Here is a 17,660-nt window from a genome sequence, read left to right on the forward strand (position 1 = left end):
ACTAATCACTAATATCTAATCACTAACTCAGAATCCTTGTTTTTTCATAACTAGCCAAAGGTTTTCCGACATAGCTTCGCTATCTTTCTTTGTATAGCGAACATCCGTAAAAACTTGAGCCAATGTCTCTTTATTATTTTCTAAGATAAATTGTATATTCTCGGGCAATGATTCTTTATAAGCATACAGGCGATCGATATCCTCAGGAGTATAATCATGATAAGTTTCGTCGTGAACAATAGCCTCCAAAGGCAAACGATCTACTTGGGGCGGAACTTCGGAAGGCCATCCTACTGTCACTGTGGTAATAGGAAAGACTAGTTCCGGCAATTCTAAAGCTTCAATAATCATTTGAGGATTATAAGTGGTGGTTCCTAAATAGCAAATGCCTAATCCTTTTTCTTCTGCTGCAACACAAAAAGTCTGGGCAACTAACAAAGTATCCACGGAACCTGTTACAAACCACTCAAAATTATTATATCCCGGTTCCGCCTTACGCTGTTCACACCATTTACTGAATCGGCGTAGGTCAATGCAAAAAGTAAGCACTACCGGAGCCGTTTGCACCATCGGTTGATTAAAATGTGCCGGAGCTAATTTTGCTTTGCGCTCTGCATCACGGGTTACAATCACACTATAGATTTGCATATTTCCAACTGTAGAAGCCCGGAAAGATGTTTCGAGCAAATCATTTAACAAATCAGAAGAAATTTCTTTCTGCTGATACTTTCGGATAGTTCTCCTTTGTTTCAAGCTTTCCATTCTTTCTTTTTTCTGCAAATATATGAAAAGAATCACAATTTGTCATTTAAGTACTCTATAAAAATAGAGTATACTTTTCATTATCGAGAAAACTTTTTCCAGTCGCTATTTGTTCATAAAATACTTTTTGGGAAACTTTCTTGTTTTTCAAAAAGTACAATTTACTAGAAGACAACTAATTAACAACTAAAACTAGAAAACTTTCAATCGGTTAATAAAAACCTTCATTTTTATTTTGCCAAATTGAAAATCCTTCCTAGCTTTGCAATCTCATTTGTTAACGATAAGTATGACTTCTACAAATTTACTTATTTGCAACTAAATCTAAGAATTTCAGCATCGTGGAAAAGAAAAATTATTCTTATGACGAAGCCTACGAAGAATCTTTACGATACTTCCAAGGTGACGAGTTGGCTGCCAGAGTTTGGGTAAACAAATACGCAGTCAAAGATTCTTTCGGAAATATATATGAGAAATCTCCGGAAGACATGCATTGGAGAATTGCCAATGAAGTAGCTCGAATTGAAGCTAAGTATCCCAATCCATTGAGTTCAGAGGAACTTTTCGGTTTGCTTGATCATTTTAAGTACATCGTTCCGCAAGGAAGTCCGATGACTGGAATTGGTAATAACTATCAGGTAGCCTCTCTATCCAACTGTTTTGTAATCGGTGTGGATGGTGAAGCTGACTCTTACGGTGCTATCTTTAAAGTAGACGAAGAACAAGTACAATTAATGAAGCGCCGTGGTGGTGTTGGACATGACTTGTCACACATACGCCCCAAGGGTTCTCCGGTAAAGAATTCTGCATTGACCTCTACCGGTCTGGTACCATTCATGGAGCGTTATTCGAATTCAACCCGTGAAGTTGCCCAAGACGGACGTCGTGGCGCATTAATGTTGAGTGTTTCCATCAAGCATCCTGATTCTGAAGCATTTATTGATGCCAAGATGACAGAAGGCAAAGTTACAGGCGCTAATGTTTCTGTAAAGTTAGCCGACGCTTTCATGGAAGCGGCTATTGCAGGCAAACCGTTTGTACAACAATATCCTATTGATGCAGCGGAACCCACTTTCAAGAAAGAGATCGATGCAGCTAATTTGTGGAAAAAGATCGTACACAATGCATGGAAATCAGCCGAACCGGGTGTTCTCTTTTGGGATACCATCCTCAGAGAATCCGTGCCCGATTGTTATGCAGATTTAGGCTATCGTACAGTTTCTACTAATCCATGTGGAGAAATTCCGTTGTGTCCGTACGACTCTTGTCGCTTGCTCGCTATCAATTTATATTCGTATGTAGTCAATCCATTTAAGGCAGATGCTTATTTCGATTTCGAACTATTCAACAAGCACGTAGCTTTGGCACAACGCATCATGGATGACATCATCGACCTTGAGTTGGAGAAGATCGAACGTATCATGGATAAGATTGATTCTGATCCGGAGGGTGAAGACGTAAGACATACCGAGCGTATTTTGTGGCAGAAGATATATAAGAAGAGTGGTCAGGGACGCCGTACCGGTGTTGGTATCACTGCCGAAGGTGACATGCTTGCAGCATTGGGTTTGCGTTATGGTACCGAAGAAGCAACCGAATTCTCTGAAAAAGTACACAAGACGGTTGCCTTGAACGCTTATCGTTCTTCTGTAGTAATGGCCAAGGAACGCGGTGCTTTCGAAATCTACGATACAGATCGCGAAAAGGAGAATCCTTTCATCAACCGTTTGCGTGAAGCTGATCCGGAATTGTACGAAGATATGAAGAAGTATGGTCGTCGTAACATTGCATGTCTTACTATTGCTCCGACCGGAACCACCAGTTTGATGACTCAAACAACTTCCGGCATCGAACCGGTATTCTTGCCTGTATACAAACGTCGTCGTAAAGTAAATCCGAACGACACGAACGTTCATGTAGATTTCGTTGATGAAACCGGTGACGCTTTTGAAGAATACATCGTATTCCATCCCAAGTTTGTAACCTGGATGGAAGCACAAGGCTACAATCCTGCAAAGAAATATTCTCAGGAAGAAGTGGATGCCATGGTAGAAAAGTCACCTTATTATAAAGCAACATCCAATGATGTAGACTGGCTGATGAAAGTCAAGATGCAGGGACGCATTCAGAAATGGGTGGACCACTCTATCAGTGTGACCATCAACTTACCGAATGATGTCGATGAAGACTTAGTGAACCGTTTATATGTAGAAGCCTGGAAGTCCGGTTGTAAAGGATGTACAGTGTATCGTGACGGTTCTCGTTCAGGCGTGCTTATCTCAACAAAGAGTGACAAGAAAGAAGATCTTCCTCCATGCAAACCACCTACGGTTGTTGAAACTCGCCCCAGAGTTTTGGATGCAGACATTGTACGCTTCCAGAACAACAAAGAGAAGTGGGTAGCATTTGTCGGTCTTCTGGATAATCATCCGTATGAAATCTTCACCGGTGTGCTGGATGATGATGAAGGAATCATATTGCCGAAGAATGTAACTTCCGGTCATATCATCAAGAATGTAGATGAACATGGAAACAAACGTTATGACTTCCAATTCGAGAACAAACGCGGATACAAGGTTACCATCGAAGGTCTGTCGGAGAAGTTCAATAAAGAATACTGGAATTATGCCAAACTGATTTCAGGTGTGTTGCGTTATCGTATGCCTATCGAGCAAGTAATGAAGCTAGTAGCTTCTCTGCAATTGGACAGCGAAAACATCAACACTTGGAAGAACGGTGTAGAGCGTGCTTTGAAGAAATATGTAACTGACGGCACAGAAGCCAAAGGCAAGAAATGCCCGAATTGCGGTAACGAAACCCTTGTTTATCAAGAAGGTTGCCTTATCTGCAAAACATGTGGAGCCTCGCGTTGCGGATAAGATTGCAACAAGCACAAACGTTTGCATAGGAATTTAAATGACTTAGATATTGATAGCTGCATGATTATGAGGAATATTTTCTATACTTGCATAATCATTGCAGCTATTTCTAAATCTAATATATATGATACTACTATTTAATATCGAGTACCGCACCAGTTGGGGCGAAGAAGTCAGGGTATCGGGCTCCATTCCCGAACTTGGCAATAACCAGTCCGACAAAGCCACTCCCCTGCATACCGTAGACGGAATTCATTGGACAGCAGAAGTGGACGTACAAATGCCGGAAAATGGAAACATACATTACAGTTACCACATCTATCGCGACGGAAAATCCATACGTACAGAATGGAACAGTTTCCCCCGCACCCTATACGTAGCAGATAACCCTAAAAAGAGCTATCGTATAGAAGATTGCTGGAAGAACTTACCCGAACAACAGTATTTCTACACCTCAGCATTTACCGAATCTTTACTGGCGCATCGCGAACGCAGTGCCGCCCCTAAAAGTTATAAGAAAGGCTTATCAATAAAAGCATACGCACCTTGCATTGACAGTGATCATTGCCTGGCTATATGTGGAAATCAAAAAGCATTAGGCGATTGGAATCCCGAAAAAGCTATATTGATGAGCGATGCGGATTTCCCTGAATGGCAAGTAGAGCTAGATGCCACCAAGATCAATTTCCCGCTGGAATATAAATTCGTTCTTTATAATAAGAAAGAGAAGTGCACTGTAGCGTGGGAAAATAACCCCAACCGCTATATGGCAGACCCACAAATCGGTTCGAATGAGACACTTGTCATAGGCGACCGTTATGTTTACTTCGACCTTCCCGGTTGGAAAGGTGCCGGTGTAGCAGTTCCCATATTCTCCTTGCGTTCTGAAAAGAGCTTTGGCGTAGGTGACTTTGGCGACCTGAAACGTTTGATAGACTGGGCAAGCGCCACTCATCAAAAAGCCGTTCAGATTCTTCCTGTCAACGACACGACCATGACGCATACATGGACGGATTCTTATCCTTACAACAGCATCTCCATTTATGCTTTCCATCCGATGTACACCGACCTGAAGCAGTTGGGCACCTTGAAGGATAAAAAACTGATGGCAGATTTCAATAAGCGTCAGAAAGAGTTGAATGCACTGCCTACCGTAGATTACGAAGCTGTCAACCAAATTAAATGGGAGTATTTCCATCTTATCTTTAAGCAAGAAGGAGAAAAAGTATTAGCATCGGATGCTTTCCGCGATTTCTTCGAGGCAAACAAAGAATGGCTACAACCTTACGCTGTATTCAGCTATCTACGCGATGTCTACAAGACTCCGAATTTCCGCGAATGGCCTAAATACACCGCTTACAATGCCAAAGAGATAGAAAAGCTTTGTCAACCCGACTCTGCCGACTATCCGCACATCGCTATTTACTATTATATCCAATTCAACCTCCACCTGCAACTGCTTGCCGCTACCGAGCATGCGCGTGCAAATGGTGTAGTATTGAAAGGCGATATACCTATCGGTATCAGCCGCAACAGCGTAGAAGCATGGAAAGAACCGCATTATTTCAACCTGAACGGTCAAGCCGGTGCACCACCCGATGACTTCTCTGTAAATGGTCAGAACTGGGGATTCCCCACCTACAACTGGGACGTAATGGAGAAAGATGGTTATGCCTGGTGGATGAAGCGTTTCCGCAAAATGTCCGAATACTTCGATGCCTATCGCATAGACCACATTCTCGGTTTCTTCCGTATTTGGGAAATACCGATGCATGCAGTACATGGCTTGCTGGGACAATTCGTTCCCGCCCTGCCTATGACGTGCGAAGAGATAGAAAATTACGGGCTGGCGTTTCGTGAAGATTTCTTCTTGAAACCTTATATTCATGAGTATTTCCTGGGACAGATGTTCGGTCCGCATACCGAAACTGTAAAACAGACATTCATTGAACCAACCGGAACTTGGGAAATCTACCGCATGCGTCCCGAATTCGACACTCAACGCAAAGTAGAAGCTTACTTTGCCAGAAAAACCGATGAAGATAGTATTTGGATTCGAGATGGCCTGTACGCCCTTATCAGCAATGTATTGTTTGTACCCGATCGCCACGATGCGAATAAATATCATCCACGTATCGGTGTACAACACGATTACGTCTATCGTGCACTAAACGATTGGGAAAAAGCTGCTTTCAATCGTCTGTACGACCAATATTACTATCATCGTCACAATGACTTCTGGGGACAACAAGCTATGAAGAAGTTACCCCAATTAACACAATCCACACGCATGTTGGTATGTGGTGAAGACCTAGGTATGATACCCGATTGTGTAGCATGGGTTATGAACGACTTGCGTATCCTTTCATTGGAAATACAACGTATGCCCAAAGACCCGACTCAAGAATTCGGTTATCCTGACTGGTACCCATACCGTTCTGTTTGTACCATCTCCACACACGATATGTCAACGTTGCGTGGTTGGTGGGAAGAAGATTTCCAGCAGACACAGCGATATTTCAATGCAGTACTCGGGCATTACGGTGCTGCACCAGCCGTAGCGACACCGGAAATTTGCGAGGAGATTGTACGCAAACACCTCAGCAGTAACTCCATGCTCTGCATTCTGTCTTTGCAAGATTGGTTGTCGATAGATGGCAAATGGCGTAACCCGAATGTACAGGAAGAGCGTATCAATATTCCGGCTAACCCACGACACTATTGGCGTTGGCGCATGCATCTCACGCTGGAACAATTGATGAAAGCAGAAAGCATGAATGAGAAGATCAAAGGATTGATTGAGCAAACCGGACGATAAGAAGAAAAGTAACTAAAATAATTTATAGAAAGGGAAACGCACAGATTGATGATGCGTTTCCCTTTGTTTTTTCTTTAAACTTGTCGAATAGGCAAATAATCAGTAAGTTTGCACAAAAGACAAATCCCCATAGTATGAAAAGTTATATTCTTTTAGATAATCTCCGCTTCTTCGCCCGTCACGGCGTAGGCGCACAAGAAACCCTAGTCGGCAATGAATTTACCGTCAGTCTTCGTTTGAAGGTGAATATAGAACAAGCCATGCAGACGGACAACGTAGAAGATACTGTCAGCTACGCCGATATTTACGAATCTGTAAAACAAGAGATGTCAGTTCCCTCCAAGTTGTTGGAGCACGTCAGCGGACGTATTATGAATCGATTGTTCGAAGACTTCCCACAGATAGAAGAAATCAAAATGAAGCTGATGAAGCGTAACCCTCCTATGGGAGCGGATATAGAAGCAGCTGGTGTGGAAATAAAAAGTACAAGACCATACATAGACCCTAAAACCGGACTGCCCTTCTAAAAACATTCCTTTTAAAATAAAAACTAAACAGAGTTTTGTGCGTTCTGCCTACACTCTGCCACCAGTTTTACACATTCCCCTATTCATAGGCATTACAGATATAGTGTAAGCAAATAAAAAAGGTGTAGGCAAAATTTGCCTACACCCACTGTATCGACCCGAAAACAAGTTAATGGGTTTGTATCATTTTGATTATGAATGTGTACTGCCTCCCCTGAGTTCAATATCTCCCATGACTGTGTTTGATACGACAATGCCTTGTGCAAAGTACTTAAAAGCCATACATATCATTCGATAAATCCCCGTTTCCAATTGTATAATTACAATTGTCAGCCTTTATGTTCACATTAGTCAGCCTATCTATTGATTATTGTAAGCTTAAAGGCTAACTATTGTAAGCTCTTAATAAATGCAATTTCTTAATCGGATAATGCTGTACTTCTCTGATTACAGTTGACTTGCTTATTTCTTATTGTTGCTATAGGTTGACTTGAAAGATTACTAACCCTAGCAGTGGTTGACCTTATGATTTACTATTCCTGACTCAGGTTGACTCAGTTTTCGTTAATCTCTATTCTAGGTTGACTAAACCTTTGAAAGAAGAAAAGCTTATATTATTAGCAACCAAAGCACTTGCTTTTCAAAACATGATATAGCTTTTGACTATTATATCAAAGACTTTTTAGTTACCTTTGCAGCGCAAGTCAACCAATGAAAAAGTGTGACCCATGAACAAAAGCTATATTATTCTATTCCTATATATACTTTTACATTCCTCCTGTACTCCCGATAAGCAGACTGAAACATTGTTTCTGCAAGCCGAATCGATCATAGAAGAATATCCCGACAGTACACTGCAGTTGCTCCATTCTTTGCCCCATCTGCAAGACCTCTTTCAAAAAGAGTGTGCACGCTATGCCCTACTTCTAGCTCGTGCAACGGACAAAGCAGTGAAGCCATTGCTTCCCTGTGATTCACTTTTGAATGTAGCACTACAATATTATGACAAAGATGATAAAGAACGAGCCGTAGGATTGCTGTATAAAGGACGGCTGGAAGAAGAAATGAATAATCCAGAGAATGCCATCGCATATTTACAAGAAGGACTTAGCATACTCAGTAATTTCCCTGAAGAGATTGAAACCCGCAGACTTATACTAAGTTCACTGGGAAATTTGTATTTTAATGCGAGGTATTATGAAGAGTCTTTCAAAATGTGCACGGAATTATACGATTGTTGCGTGACGGACAAAGACAAATCCATTGCGCTGAATGGCATCAGTGCCTATTATTGCATGACGGAAGCAGAAGATTCGACTATTATAACGCAACGCAAAGCTATAGAATACGCATTTTTATCAAAAGATTCCGTACAAATAGCTGCTTCCATATTAGGATTAAGTCTTAGTTTCTACGATTTCGACAAAAATGACTCGGCACTGTATTATGCCCGGAAAGCACTTGTTTACGCACCACAAAAAGAGCCTAAAGGCAGATATTACAACAACTTGGCGAGCTTGTTACTAGAAACGGAAATCAGCAGAGACAGCATAATCTTTTGCATAAACAAATGTATGGAAGATTCATCCTTTACGGGAAGATTTACGGCTCTGCTCAGCCTAAGCGATCTCGAAAAAGAAAAAGGAAATTTTAAAGCAGCCCACCACTATTTAGAGGAGTACATTGCCAATATGGACTCTATAGTGGCTGCCGAGAAGGCCACTGAGATACAACAGCTTATTTATGACTACAACACAGAAAAACAAATCAAAAAAGAGAAACGTAAAGGACGCCGCCAGATGCGATTAGCCATTACCTACTTTATTTTCGGTTGTTCTTTCCTTGTAATATACTATCAATATCGTATAAATAAGAAAAAGAAATCCCAGCTTATTTATCAACAAACTTTAAATAAGACTCAGAGCAAACTATTCTCCATGCAAAAGAAAATGGAAGAAAGCCTACATGTTATCTCTCTTCTACGAAAGGAACATGACAGTTTAATGCAAGAAAAAGAAGATAAATCTAAAGAGATTGAAGATAGGGAAAGCATCATAGAAAAATTAAGCATGGAAAAGCAAGCACTAAGAAATTGGCTTTTCACCCAGAGTGACATTTATAAAAATATTGTTACTCTTTCTAAGCAAAATGCATCCGACAAAAAGGAAATGAAAGTGATGACAAACTCTGAACTAAAGAAGCTTAAGGAAACCATATTCGACATCTACGCCGACTATATTATGCAGATGCAAGAACAATATCCAAAGTTAGTAGAAGATGATTTACTTTATCTTTGTTTGCAAGAAGCTCAGGTAAACTCACAAACTATTGCTCTTTGCTTCGGCTACCATGACACACACACCATTAATCAACGGAAATATAGAATAAAAGAAAGAATGAATAGAGCAAATATGTAAAGTGTGACTTGATTCAGTAATATATAATTAATAATCAATTAATTACAGAAACAAAGTGTGATTATAAATCCTTTCCCATAACATTTATTCGCCCTAACTTTGCCGACATAAATCAATAAAACAATTGGAATATGAAAGCAATCGTCACAATAGTTTTATCTATACTCATCTTCAACATTCCGGCTTCTGCCCAGCAAGTAAAGTTTGGCGTAGAAGCAGGTGCTAACCTATCGCACTATAAAAGTAGCAAAAATCATGCTCAAAAGGAAGGTGGCATGGGAGCAGGCTTCCAAATCGGAGGAACGGTAGATTACGAGTTCAAGCACCATTGGATGTTAATGTCAGGAGTGTCTTTTATGCAAACTCAAAGTAAAATGGAACTCATAGATGCTTCTGTATTCTACTTTCCTAATACTGAAATCAAGTTAAATCATTTGTTCATACCGATTAAAGTAGGTTATGACATTCCACTTTGCAAGAACATAAATCTGATTCCTTTCATCGGAATATACGGTTCGCTTAACTTCAGTGCAGGAAATTGTTCACTAAAAGCAACATCAGGAAATATATCGGATAAATGGAAGCCGATGAATGGGTATTCTTATACCGTTCCGTCTGACCTCCCTCATGACTATGAAGCAAAATTAAATGCCTTTCGGGATTGGTCTTATGGAGCCATAGGTGGCGTAAAAGCTGTGATAGCCAGTCATTACACTGTTTCCCTGCAATATTATGAATCTATAATGAAAGTTCAAAAGCAATGCGGCTTGCGTAATTATGGTTACCAACTATCTGTAGGCTATCTGTTCTAAACTAAAAAACGACTAGACTAAAGTATTCAGAACAGAGTGAAGCACCTTTACCCAAAAAGGGCCTCGCTTTGTTCTGAATATAAAAACTTATTTCTTCTTTTTCTTCTTCTTCGCTGATTCTACCGCTTCGGCAACCACCGGTTTGTTTGCAAAACGCTTGGTGTAGCTGGTATAATCGGGAATAGTACGTTCGTAAGCAGGATCAACGAACAATGGACTGGAGATGATATGGTCAGCCGTACTTCGGTTGCAGCAGAAAACGATATTTTCTACTCCGGCAAGACGGGTCAGGGCTTTTACGTCCGTATCGTGTGGTTGGAGGGTCATCGGATCGGTAAAGAAGAAAAGATAATCAATCTCTCCATCTACAATACGCGAACCCATCTGCTGGTCACCACCCAAAGGACCGGATTTCAGAATGGTGAAGTCCCACTCTACATCAGGATGCTTTTCTTTAAGAGCTTCAAGGATAAGAGTACCCGTAGTACCTGTACAATAAAATTTGTGACCCATTAATAATTCCGAGTTCCAAAGTGCCCATTCTATAAGGTCTTTCTTCATGGCATCATGTGCCACTAATCCAATTTTTCTAACTAATTTTTCCATAAGTAAATACCTTTAAAGGTAAACAATCTGAAGCAAGCAAGAGTTCTTATAATTGTGAAAAGAACTTCTTGCCATGCAAATAAAACTGTGCCAAGATACTACTTTTTGTCCGTTCGGGTATCACAGTAAGGCAAGTTTTTTTAAGATTCTCTTCACGGGATGCAGTTAAGGAAGGTCTAAGAGATGCGTAATCACGGCATGCACGAAGCACTGCTAAAGCATTAGGAATCTGCCCCTTCAGTACAAAACTTAACATCGCAATGTAATCTAGTACAGCACGCATACGCATAACCGGAAGCAAGTCTTCTTGCGGCAAATTCTTGTAAAGCATTACAAGATTATTTCGGAAATTAAGAAAGGTCTTATGCGGATTTTCCTTTTTCAAAGTAGCTCCACCTACATGGAATACTTCACTCTGAGGTACACATACCAACTGGCGCCCACGGGAACGAAGTCGCCAACATAAATCTATTTCTTCCATGTGAGCAAAGAATCGACCATCCAATCCTCCCGCTTCCCAATAATCCTTTAAACGAATAAACAGGGCAGCACCCGTGGCCCAAAAGATCGGTATCACTGTATCATATTGCCCTTTATCAGTTTCTACTACCCCAAGAATACGTCCACGGCAGAAGGGATATCCGTAACGGTCAATGAATCCGCCGGCAGCTCCCGCATATTCAAACTGTTCTCTTTGCCGCCAGCTACGTATCTTCGGTTGACAGGCTGCTACTTCGGGATGAATATCCATAAAGTCAACAAGCGGTGCAAGCCAGTGCTCTGTCACTTCGACATCGGAGTTTAGTAACACAACATATTCGGCATTCACCTGCTTCAATGCGAGATTGTATCCGTCGGCAAAACCATTATTCTTCTCTAAAACAATAAGGTGTACAGATGGGAACTCACGACGAAGCATTTCTACAGAAGCATCCGTAGAACCATTATCGGCTACATACACAACGCCGCCATCAGCCTCAGAAAAGCGTACAACAGAAGGTAAGAAGGAGCGAAGCATTTCGCATCCGTTCCAATTCAATATGACAACGGCTATTTTATCCATGTAGCACTGTATTTTCACGTTTTATTTTCCAACGTTTATGAGACCAGAACCAGTAAGCAGGTTCACGACGAATGGTTTGTTCCAAGCGACGGACAAAGAGTTCGGTGATCTCGCCATCAGCTGTTTGCTTCGGTGTCTCGGTCAGTAATTCGAAACTGGCTTTACAATGTCCCCTACTCGTTCTTTGCAGCTCGCAATAGAAGACCGGGAAGTTCATCAACTTGGCTATACGTTCGCCGCCATCCATGAACACCGTATCTTGATGAAGGAAAGTAGTCCAATGGTGGGCTTCGCTGATATTGGGCGACTGATCGGTTATCAATCCCACAACCATGCGCTTCCCCTCACGACGCAACTTGATTACTTCACGGGCAGTAGAGTGTTTCGGCACGTTATATCCGCCAAAGCGGGCGCGAATCAATTTGAACATCTCGTTCATATATACGTTGCGCAAGGGTTTGTAAACTTGTACCGGCATATCTTCGGGACGCATGATACTCCCCATGCCTATCAGCCATTCGAAATTAGCGTAGTGGGGTATAAGTACAACAATCCCCCCATGTTTCTCAGTCATCGCAAGGTACTCCTCGGTATTGTCATACTCCATACGACTACAAAGTTCCTCGAAAGACATTCGCAGCATCTTAACCTCTTCGAGCATATAATCACAAATATAATGATAGAATTTTCGTTCTATCTCATGCAACTCCGCCTCCGTTTTCTCCGGAAAAGAATTATGAAGATTACGACGAACTATCCGTCTCCGGTAGTGCACCACATGCCGCATCAGGAAATACAAACCATCAGAAAGGATATACATCATCCTGAATGGCAGCAGTGCCAAAAGCCACATGCCCGCATAGGTTAACCAATAGATAATCTTTGATTTCACTTTTCAATTACAAATTACGAGTTACAAATTACAAGACCCGAAAGTGCCGAACCGTCTTCATTGAAATCGCCCAAACGAACTGCAACAACTTGATTGTCCAGAGCATCGTCATGCGGCACTTCCACACGAATATAATTTGAAGTAAAACCATGCATAGGCATACCCGGCTTAGACCGTTCTAACAAAACCTGCATGGTTTGACCTATATGCCGTGAATAAAAAGCCCGTGTTTTCTCCTCCGAGATTTCCAACAATCGCTGGCTCCGAAGATGCTTCTCTGCAGGAGTAACCACATGATCTATTTTCAAAGCTTGCGTACCGGGGCGTTCGGAATAACTGAATACATGGAGTTGCGTAACATCCAGGCTTTTTATAAATTGGTATGCCTGCTCAAAATATTCTTCCGTCTCGCCACGAGTACCAACTATAACATCCACGCCAATGAAAGAGTCGGGCATTACTTCTTTTATCTTCTTTATCTTCGAAGCAAATAAAGCCGTATCATATCTACGACGCATCAATTTCAAGACTTCATCACTGCCCGACTGCAATGGAATATGGAAATGAGGCATGAAACGGCGTGAATGAGACACATATTCTATAATTTCATCCGTCAACAGATTAGGTTCTATGGAAGAAATACGATAACGCTCAATGCCTTCTACTTCATCCAGTGCCTTAACCAGGTCAAAGAAAGTTTCTCCGGTAGTTTTACCGAAATCTCCGATATTAACTCCGGTCAGGACAATCTCTTTTCCACCCTCAGCAGCCGCCCGGCGAGCTTGTGCTACCATGGAAGCAATATCTCCGTTACGGCTACGACCACGGGCAAAGGGTATAGTACAATAAGAACAATAGTAATCACAACCATCCTGCACTTTTAAAAAGAAGCGAGTCCGGTCGCCCCGCGAACAAGAAGGGGCAAATGAATGTATATCTTTTAAAGCTGAAGTATATGCCTCTCCTACGTCGTGTTTTTGCAGATTGCCAAGGTATTGGAGTAAATCCTTCTTCTGCTCTGCACCCAACACTACATCGACACCTTCTATCTTTGCAACGGCTTCCGGCTTAAGTTGGGCATAGCAACCGGTTACTACCACAAAAGCTCCGGGATGCTGTTTCACTAGTTTATGGATAGCCTGCCGGCATTTCTTGTCTGCGACCTCTGTTACCGAACAAGTATTAACCACACAAATATCCGCTTTCTCTCCCTTACGCGCCGTACGCACGCCTGCTTCCCGCAAAATCTTACCTATAGTGGAGGTCTCTGAGAAGTTCAGTTTGCACCCCAGCGTATAGTAAACCGCCGTCTTATCTTGAAATATATTGGTATCTATCATGAGTTTATAAACACATTTTACGATGCAAAGTTACGCATATTATTAGAAATTTCCTACTTTTGCACAAATCATCAAAAAACGTGCAATGATACAAGAGAATTTCATCAAACTATATGAGAATAGTTTTCGCGAAAATTGGGACCTCCCTTGTTACACCGATTATGAAGATAACGAAAGTTATACATACGGTGAGGTAGCGCAAGAGATTGCAAAATTGCATCTTCTATTCAAATATTGCAGCCTGCGCCGGGGGGATAAAATAGCGATTATCGGCAAAAATAATGCCCGTTGGTGCATTGCATATATGGCTACAATCACGTATGGCGGCATTGTAGTCCCCATCTTGCAAGATTTCAATCCCAACGATGTCCACCATATTGTAAACCACTCCGAATCGGTATTTCTTTTTACCAGTGACGCCATTTGGGAACATCTGGAAGAAGAACGCCTCACTGGCTTACGCGGTGTATTTTCTCTTACAGACTTCCGCTGCCTCTATCAACGTGATGGAGAAACCATCCAACGCTTCCTCATGCGCTGGGACCGGGAAATATCTACACTCTATCCCAAAGGCTTCCAAAAAGAGGATGTAGTCTATACAAATCTTTCCAACGATAAGGTTATGTTGCTGAATTATACTTCCGGCACTACCGGATTCAGCAAAGGAGTCATGTTGACCGGAAACAACCTAGCAGGAAATGTCACCTTCGGCATCCGTACAGAATTACTAAAGAAAGGAGATAAAGTTCTTTCCTTCCTACCTTTGGCGCATGCTTACGGTTGTGCATTCGATTTTCTGACAGCCACTGCCGTAGGTACACATGTCACCCTATTAGGAAAAGTTCCTTCTCCCAAAATTCTGATGAAAGCCTTTGAGGAAGTAAAACCAAACTTAATAATTACCGTTCCACTTGTTATCGAAAAGATATATAAGAATGTAATCCAACCTATCATTAATAAGAAGTCCATGAAATGGGCTCTCAGCATCCCTTTACTGGATGGACAGATTTACGGGCAGATACGCAAAAAGCTGATTGATGCCTTGGGAGGACGTTTCAAAGAAGTTATTATTGGAGGTGCGGCAATAAATCCGGAAGTGGAAGAATTCTTTTATCGTATTAAATTTCCGTTCACAATAGGTTATGGTATGACCGAATGCGCCCCGCTAATCAGTTATGCACCTTGGAATGAGTTTGTACCAACTTCTTCCGGACGTGTGCTCGATATTATGGAAGCCCGCATCTATAAAGAGAATCCGGAAGATAAACTTGGTGAAATACAAGTACGTGGTGAAAATGTAATGGCAGGGTACTACAAAAATCCCGAAGCTACCAAAGAGGTCTTCACCGAAGATGGATGGCTGCGTACCGGCGATTTGGGCACATTAGACGAAAATAACAATCTCTTTATTCGTGGACGTAGTAAAACTATGATTCTCAGCTCTAGTGGACAAAATATCTTCCCCGAAGAATTAGAAGCCCGCCTTAACAACATGCCTTTTGTTCTGGAAAGTCTGGTGATTGAGCGTAACAAAAAATTAGTAGCATTGGTTTATGCCGATTATGAGGCTTTGGACTCCTTAGGATTGAATCAATCGGATAATCTGAAAACCATTATGGACGAGAATCTTAAGAACCTGAACAATAGTGTTGCCGCTTATGAGAAAGTAAGTCAAATCCAACTTTATCCTACTGAGTTCGAAAAAACCCCGAAAAGAAGTATAAAGAGGTATTTATACAATAGCATCGCCGAAGAATAACATGCTGTAAAACATATAAATAAGTACAAAAAGTACCTATCCTCAAAAAAAAATATAAAAAAAGTTGGGTTTTCGAGAACAACATATTGAAAAAGTACATACCTTTGCATCGTTTTAATAAAGCAATTGATTGTATTACGTTTTAAAAAGTAAAGAAAATGAAAAAATTAGTTTTGATGGCCGTAGCTATCGTAGCAGTATCATTCGCATCTTGTGGTAACAAAGCAGCTGACGCAGCAAAAGCTCAGGAAGATTCAATCCGTATCGCTGACTCAATCGCAGCTGTAGAAGCAGCAGCAGCAGAAGCAGCAGCAGCCGCAGCAGCAGATACTGTAGTAGCTGATAGCGTAGCAGTTGTAGCTGAATAATTTCAGAACAACACACTGAGAGAATTGAAAGTCTGACGTGCGAAAGCACACCAGACTTTTTTTATGCCCATATAAATGTTAAGTATTGACCTTATTTCGCAAAAAAGAGTATAAACCGAAAGAAAAGAAACAAAGTATAGTACAATATCCGAATTAAAGCCCTTACTTTGCATCAACAAAACAATAAGAGGTTTATTATGATCTGCTTTTCATAATGTTTCTACTTGATTAACCACATTAAGAATTTTCATTTCTGACTACAATTTCCTAAGATTCCCCATTATTGAATTATCAATTTTTTATTTTTTTTATTTATGAATATGTATATTGGAAACCTTAGCTATAATGTTAAGGAATCAGATTTGAGACAAGTAATGGAAGAGTATGGAACAGTAGAAACCGTGAAACTGATTGTTGACCGTGATACTAGAAGATCAAAAGGTTTTGCCTTCGTAGATATGCCGGAAGCTTCTGAAGCTCAACACGCAATCACCGAATTGAACGGATCCGAATATGTAGGCCGTCAAATGGTAGTAAAAGAAGCGCTGCCCAAAAACTAAAAAGTGCTTATTGACTGAGAATAAAAAGAGGTATAATCTAAATACAGGTTATACCTCTTTTGACATTTACATTCTTTTTTATATCTTTGACTAAGCAATCTTATATACCACTAAGATATGAAAACGATAGAAAAGATAAAGCAAATAAGTACAGAATACAAAATCGGAGATTTCTTCCGCAACTTCCTCGCCGTAATATTGGGTATTGCCATCACCTTTGCCGGTAGCGACTGGATGGAAAATCGAAAGACAAAGAAAGAAATAAAAGATGCCTTGCAGCTAGTAAATGTAGAAATGCAGACAAACCGGGAGACAATACAAAAGTTGATAGAATGTATTACACTAGAACAGCAAAGTGCCAAATATTTACTGGAATACAAAGACAGAATTAATGAAATGCCCATAGATTCTTTAAAAAAATATGCAAACCTCCCCTTGCAGTTTATAAATATCACCTTCAGCAACAATGCCATGGAGATGCTAAAGGCATCGGGACTAATCCAAAAAATAGAAAATAAAGAGCTTGCTCTACAAATCCTCACTATCTATACCGAAATCCAAGAAGTCGAGAAAGCCTTTTCTGCATACACAGAAACAAAAAAGGAACTTCAAAAGAATTTAGACAATATCCCAAACATCATGCATTGGAATACCCAAAAGACAAATATCAGAGATATTTGGAAGTTTTACTTCAAATACCCCGAAGGTATTCAGCTTGTACAAAGAATACCCGAAATACAAAGTATCGAAATATACCAGAACCGCCTGAAACACATCAATGAAGTAATCAATTTCATCAAGAGAGAAAATGTCTAAACAATAGAATCATTTCTAAAAAAAAGAATGTAACATATCAT

At 40.8% G+C, this 17,660-nt stretch carries 14 protein-coding genes; 9 read left to right on the forward strand and 5 right to left on the reverse strand.

The window, feature by feature from the left end:
• Positions 1–27: 27 nt before the first annotated feature.
• Entirely contained in the window at positions 28–762 is a 735-nt protein-coding gene (locus Q1W14_RS11730; RefSeq protein ID WP_300701673.1) for an NADPH-dependent oxidoreductase, read from the reverse strand.
• A gap of 341 nt (positions 763–1,103) precedes the next feature.
• Here Q1W14_RS11730 and Q1W14_RS11735 point away from each other — a divergent pair, with 341 nt between their 5' ends.
• From Q1W14_RS11735 to Q1W14_RS11755, 5 genes are all read left to right on the forward strand, one after another.
• Positions 1,104–3,641, forward strand: a complete 2,538-nt coding sequence (locus Q1W14_RS11735) for an adenosylcobalamin-dependent ribonucleoside-diphosphate reductase (protein ID WP_300701675.1) — start codon at positions 1,104–1,106, stop codon at positions 3,639–3,641.
• A gap of 124 nt (positions 3,642–3,765) precedes the next feature.
• Complete coding sequence (locus tag Q1W14_RS11740; protein WP_300701677.1) at positions 3,766–6,459, forward strand: 4-alpha-glucanotransferase; 2,694 nt, start codon at positions 3,766–3,768, stop codon at positions 6,457–6,459.
• A gap of 134 nt (positions 6,460–6,593) precedes the next feature.
• Positions 6,594–6,986, forward strand: coding sequence for a dihydroneopterin aldolase (folB, locus tag Q1W14_RS11745; protein WP_300701679.1), 393 nt, complete (start codon positions 6,594–6,596; stop codon positions 6,984–6,986).
• Between the two features lie 728 nt (positions 6,987–7,714).
• A complete protein-coding gene (locus Q1W14_RS11750) occupies positions 7,715–9,403 on the forward strand; it encodes a hypothetical protein (protein WP_300701681.1) in 1,689 nt (562 codons plus the stop codon).
• Between the two features lie 131 nt (positions 9,404–9,534).
• Complete coding sequence (locus tag Q1W14_RS11755; RefSeq protein WP_300701683.1) at positions 9,535–10,215, forward strand: porin family protein; 681 nt, start codon at positions 9,535–9,537, stop codon at positions 10,213–10,215.
• A gap of 87 nt (positions 10,216–10,302) precedes the next feature.
• Here Q1W14_RS11755 and Q1W14_RS11760 read toward each other — a convergent pair whose 3' ends face one another.
• Genes Q1W14_RS11760 through mtaB form a run of 4 tightly spaced genes read right to left on the reverse strand, consistent with a single transcriptional unit; the run spans position 10,303 to position 14,116 of the window.
• Positions 10,303–10,821, reverse strand: coding sequence for a methylglyoxal synthase (locus Q1W14_RS11760; protein WP_300701685.1), 519 nt, complete (start codon positions 10,819–10,821; stop codon positions 10,303–10,305).
• A gap of 46 nt (positions 10,822–10,867) precedes the next feature.
• Positions 10,868–11,884: a glycosyltransferase family 2 protein gene (locus Q1W14_RS11765; RefSeq protein WP_300701687.1), complete on the reverse strand. Its 1,017-nt coding sequence runs from the start codon at positions 11,882–11,884 to the stop codon at positions 10,868–10,870.
• Positions 11,877–12,776 carry a lysophospholipid acyltransferase family protein gene (locus Q1W14_RS11770; protein ID WP_300701689.1) on the reverse strand — a complete coding sequence of 300 codons (900 nt, stop codon included), beginning with the start codon at positions 12,774–12,776 and terminating at the stop codon, positions 11,877–11,879. The genes Q1W14_RS11765 and Q1W14_RS11770 overlap by 8 nt, the downstream gene beginning before the upstream one ends.
• Positions 12,777–12,790: 14 nt before the next feature.
• Positions 12,791–14,116, reverse strand: a complete 1,326-nt coding sequence (gene mtaB, locus Q1W14_RS11775) for a tRNA (N(6)-L-threonylcarbamoyladenosine(37)-C(2))-methylthiotransferase MtaB (RefSeq protein WP_300701691.1) — start codon at positions 14,114–14,116, stop codon at positions 12,791–12,793.
• 85 nt (positions 14,117–14,201) lie between these two features.
• Here mtaB and Q1W14_RS11780 point away from each other — a divergent pair, with 85 nt between their 5' ends.
• The 4 genes from Q1W14_RS11780 (at position 14,202) to Q1W14_RS11795 (ending at position 17,619) form a co-directional block, all read left to right on the forward strand.
• Positions 14,202–15,875, forward strand: coding sequence for a long-chain fatty acid--CoA ligase (locus tag Q1W14_RS11780; protein WP_300701693.1), 1,674 nt, complete (start codon positions 14,202–14,204; stop codon positions 15,873–15,875).
• Between the two features lie 158 nt (positions 15,876–16,033).
• Positions 16,034–16,243: a hypothetical protein gene (locus Q1W14_RS11785; protein WP_300701695.1), complete on the forward strand. Its 210-nt coding sequence runs from the start codon at positions 16,034–16,036 to the stop codon at positions 16,241–16,243.
• 314 nt (positions 16,244–16,557) lie between these two features.
• Positions 16,558–16,803 carry an RNA-binding protein gene (locus Q1W14_RS11790; protein ID WP_300701697.1) on the forward strand — a complete coding sequence of 82 codons (246 nt, stop codon included), beginning with the start codon at positions 16,558–16,560 and terminating at the stop codon, positions 16,801–16,803.
• 117 nt (positions 16,804–16,920) lie between these two features.
• Positions 16,921–17,619: a hypothetical protein gene (locus Q1W14_RS11795; protein WP_300701699.1), complete on the forward strand. Its 699-nt coding sequence runs from the start codon at positions 16,921–16,923 to the stop codon at positions 17,617–17,619.
• Positions 17,620–17,660 lie beyond the last annotated feature (41 nt).

The sequence above is a fragment of the Bacteroides sp. genome (assembly GCF_030151085.1).
In the GTDB taxonomy this organism is placed as follows: Bacteria; Bacteroidota; Bacteroidia; order Bacteroidales; family Bacteroidaceae; genus Bacteroides.

What these genes read in the sequence shown, in the direction of transcription:
- Q1W14_RS11730 (WP_300701673.1), bottom strand. Translation starts at nt 762, where the DNA reads ATGGAAAGCTTGAAACAAAGGAGAACTATCCGAAAGTATCAGCAGAAA.
- Q1W14_RS11740 (WP_300701677.1), top strand. Translation starts at nt 3,766, where the DNA reads ATGATACTACTATTTAATATCGAGTACCGCACCAGTTGGGGCGAAGAA.
- folB (WP_300701679.1), top strand. Translation starts at nt 6,594, where the DNA reads ATGAAAAGTTATATTCTTTTAGATAATCTCCGCTTCTTCGCCCGTCAC.
- Q1W14_RS11750 (WP_300701681.1), top strand. Translation starts at nt 7,715, where the DNA reads ATGAACAAAAGCTATATTATTCTATTCCTATATATACTTTTACATTCC.
- Q1W14_RS11755 (WP_300701683.1), top strand. Translation starts at nt 9,535, where the DNA reads ATGAAAGCAATCGTCACAATAGTTTTATCTATACTCATCTTCAACATT.
- Q1W14_RS11760 (WP_300701685.1), bottom strand. Translation starts at nt 10,821, where the DNA reads ATGGAAAAATTAGTTAGAAAAATTGGATTAGTGGCACATGATGCCATG.
- Q1W14_RS11765 (WP_300701687.1), bottom strand. Translation starts at nt 11,884, where the DNA reads ATGGATAAAATAGCCGTTGTCATATTGAATTGGAACGGATGCGAAATG.
- mtaB (WP_300701691.1), bottom strand. Translation starts at nt 14,116, where the DNA reads ATGATAGATACCAATATATTTCAAGATAAGACGGCGGTTTACTATACG.
- Q1W14_RS11780 (WP_300701693.1), top strand. Translation starts at nt 14,202, where the DNA reads ATGATACAAGAGAATTTCATCAAACTATATGAGAATAGTTTTCGCGAA.
- Q1W14_RS11785 (WP_300701695.1), top strand. Translation starts at nt 16,034, where the DNA reads ATGAAAAAATTAGTTTTGATGGCCGTAGCTATCGTAGCAGTATCATTC.
- Q1W14_RS11790 (WP_300701697.1), top strand. Translation starts at nt 16,558, where the DNA reads ATGAATATGTATATTGGAAACCTTAGCTATAATGTTAAGGAATCAGAT.
- Q1W14_RS11795 (WP_300701699.1), top strand. Translation starts at nt 16,921, where the DNA reads ATGAAAACGATAGAAAAGATAAAGCAAATAAGTACAGAATACAAAATC.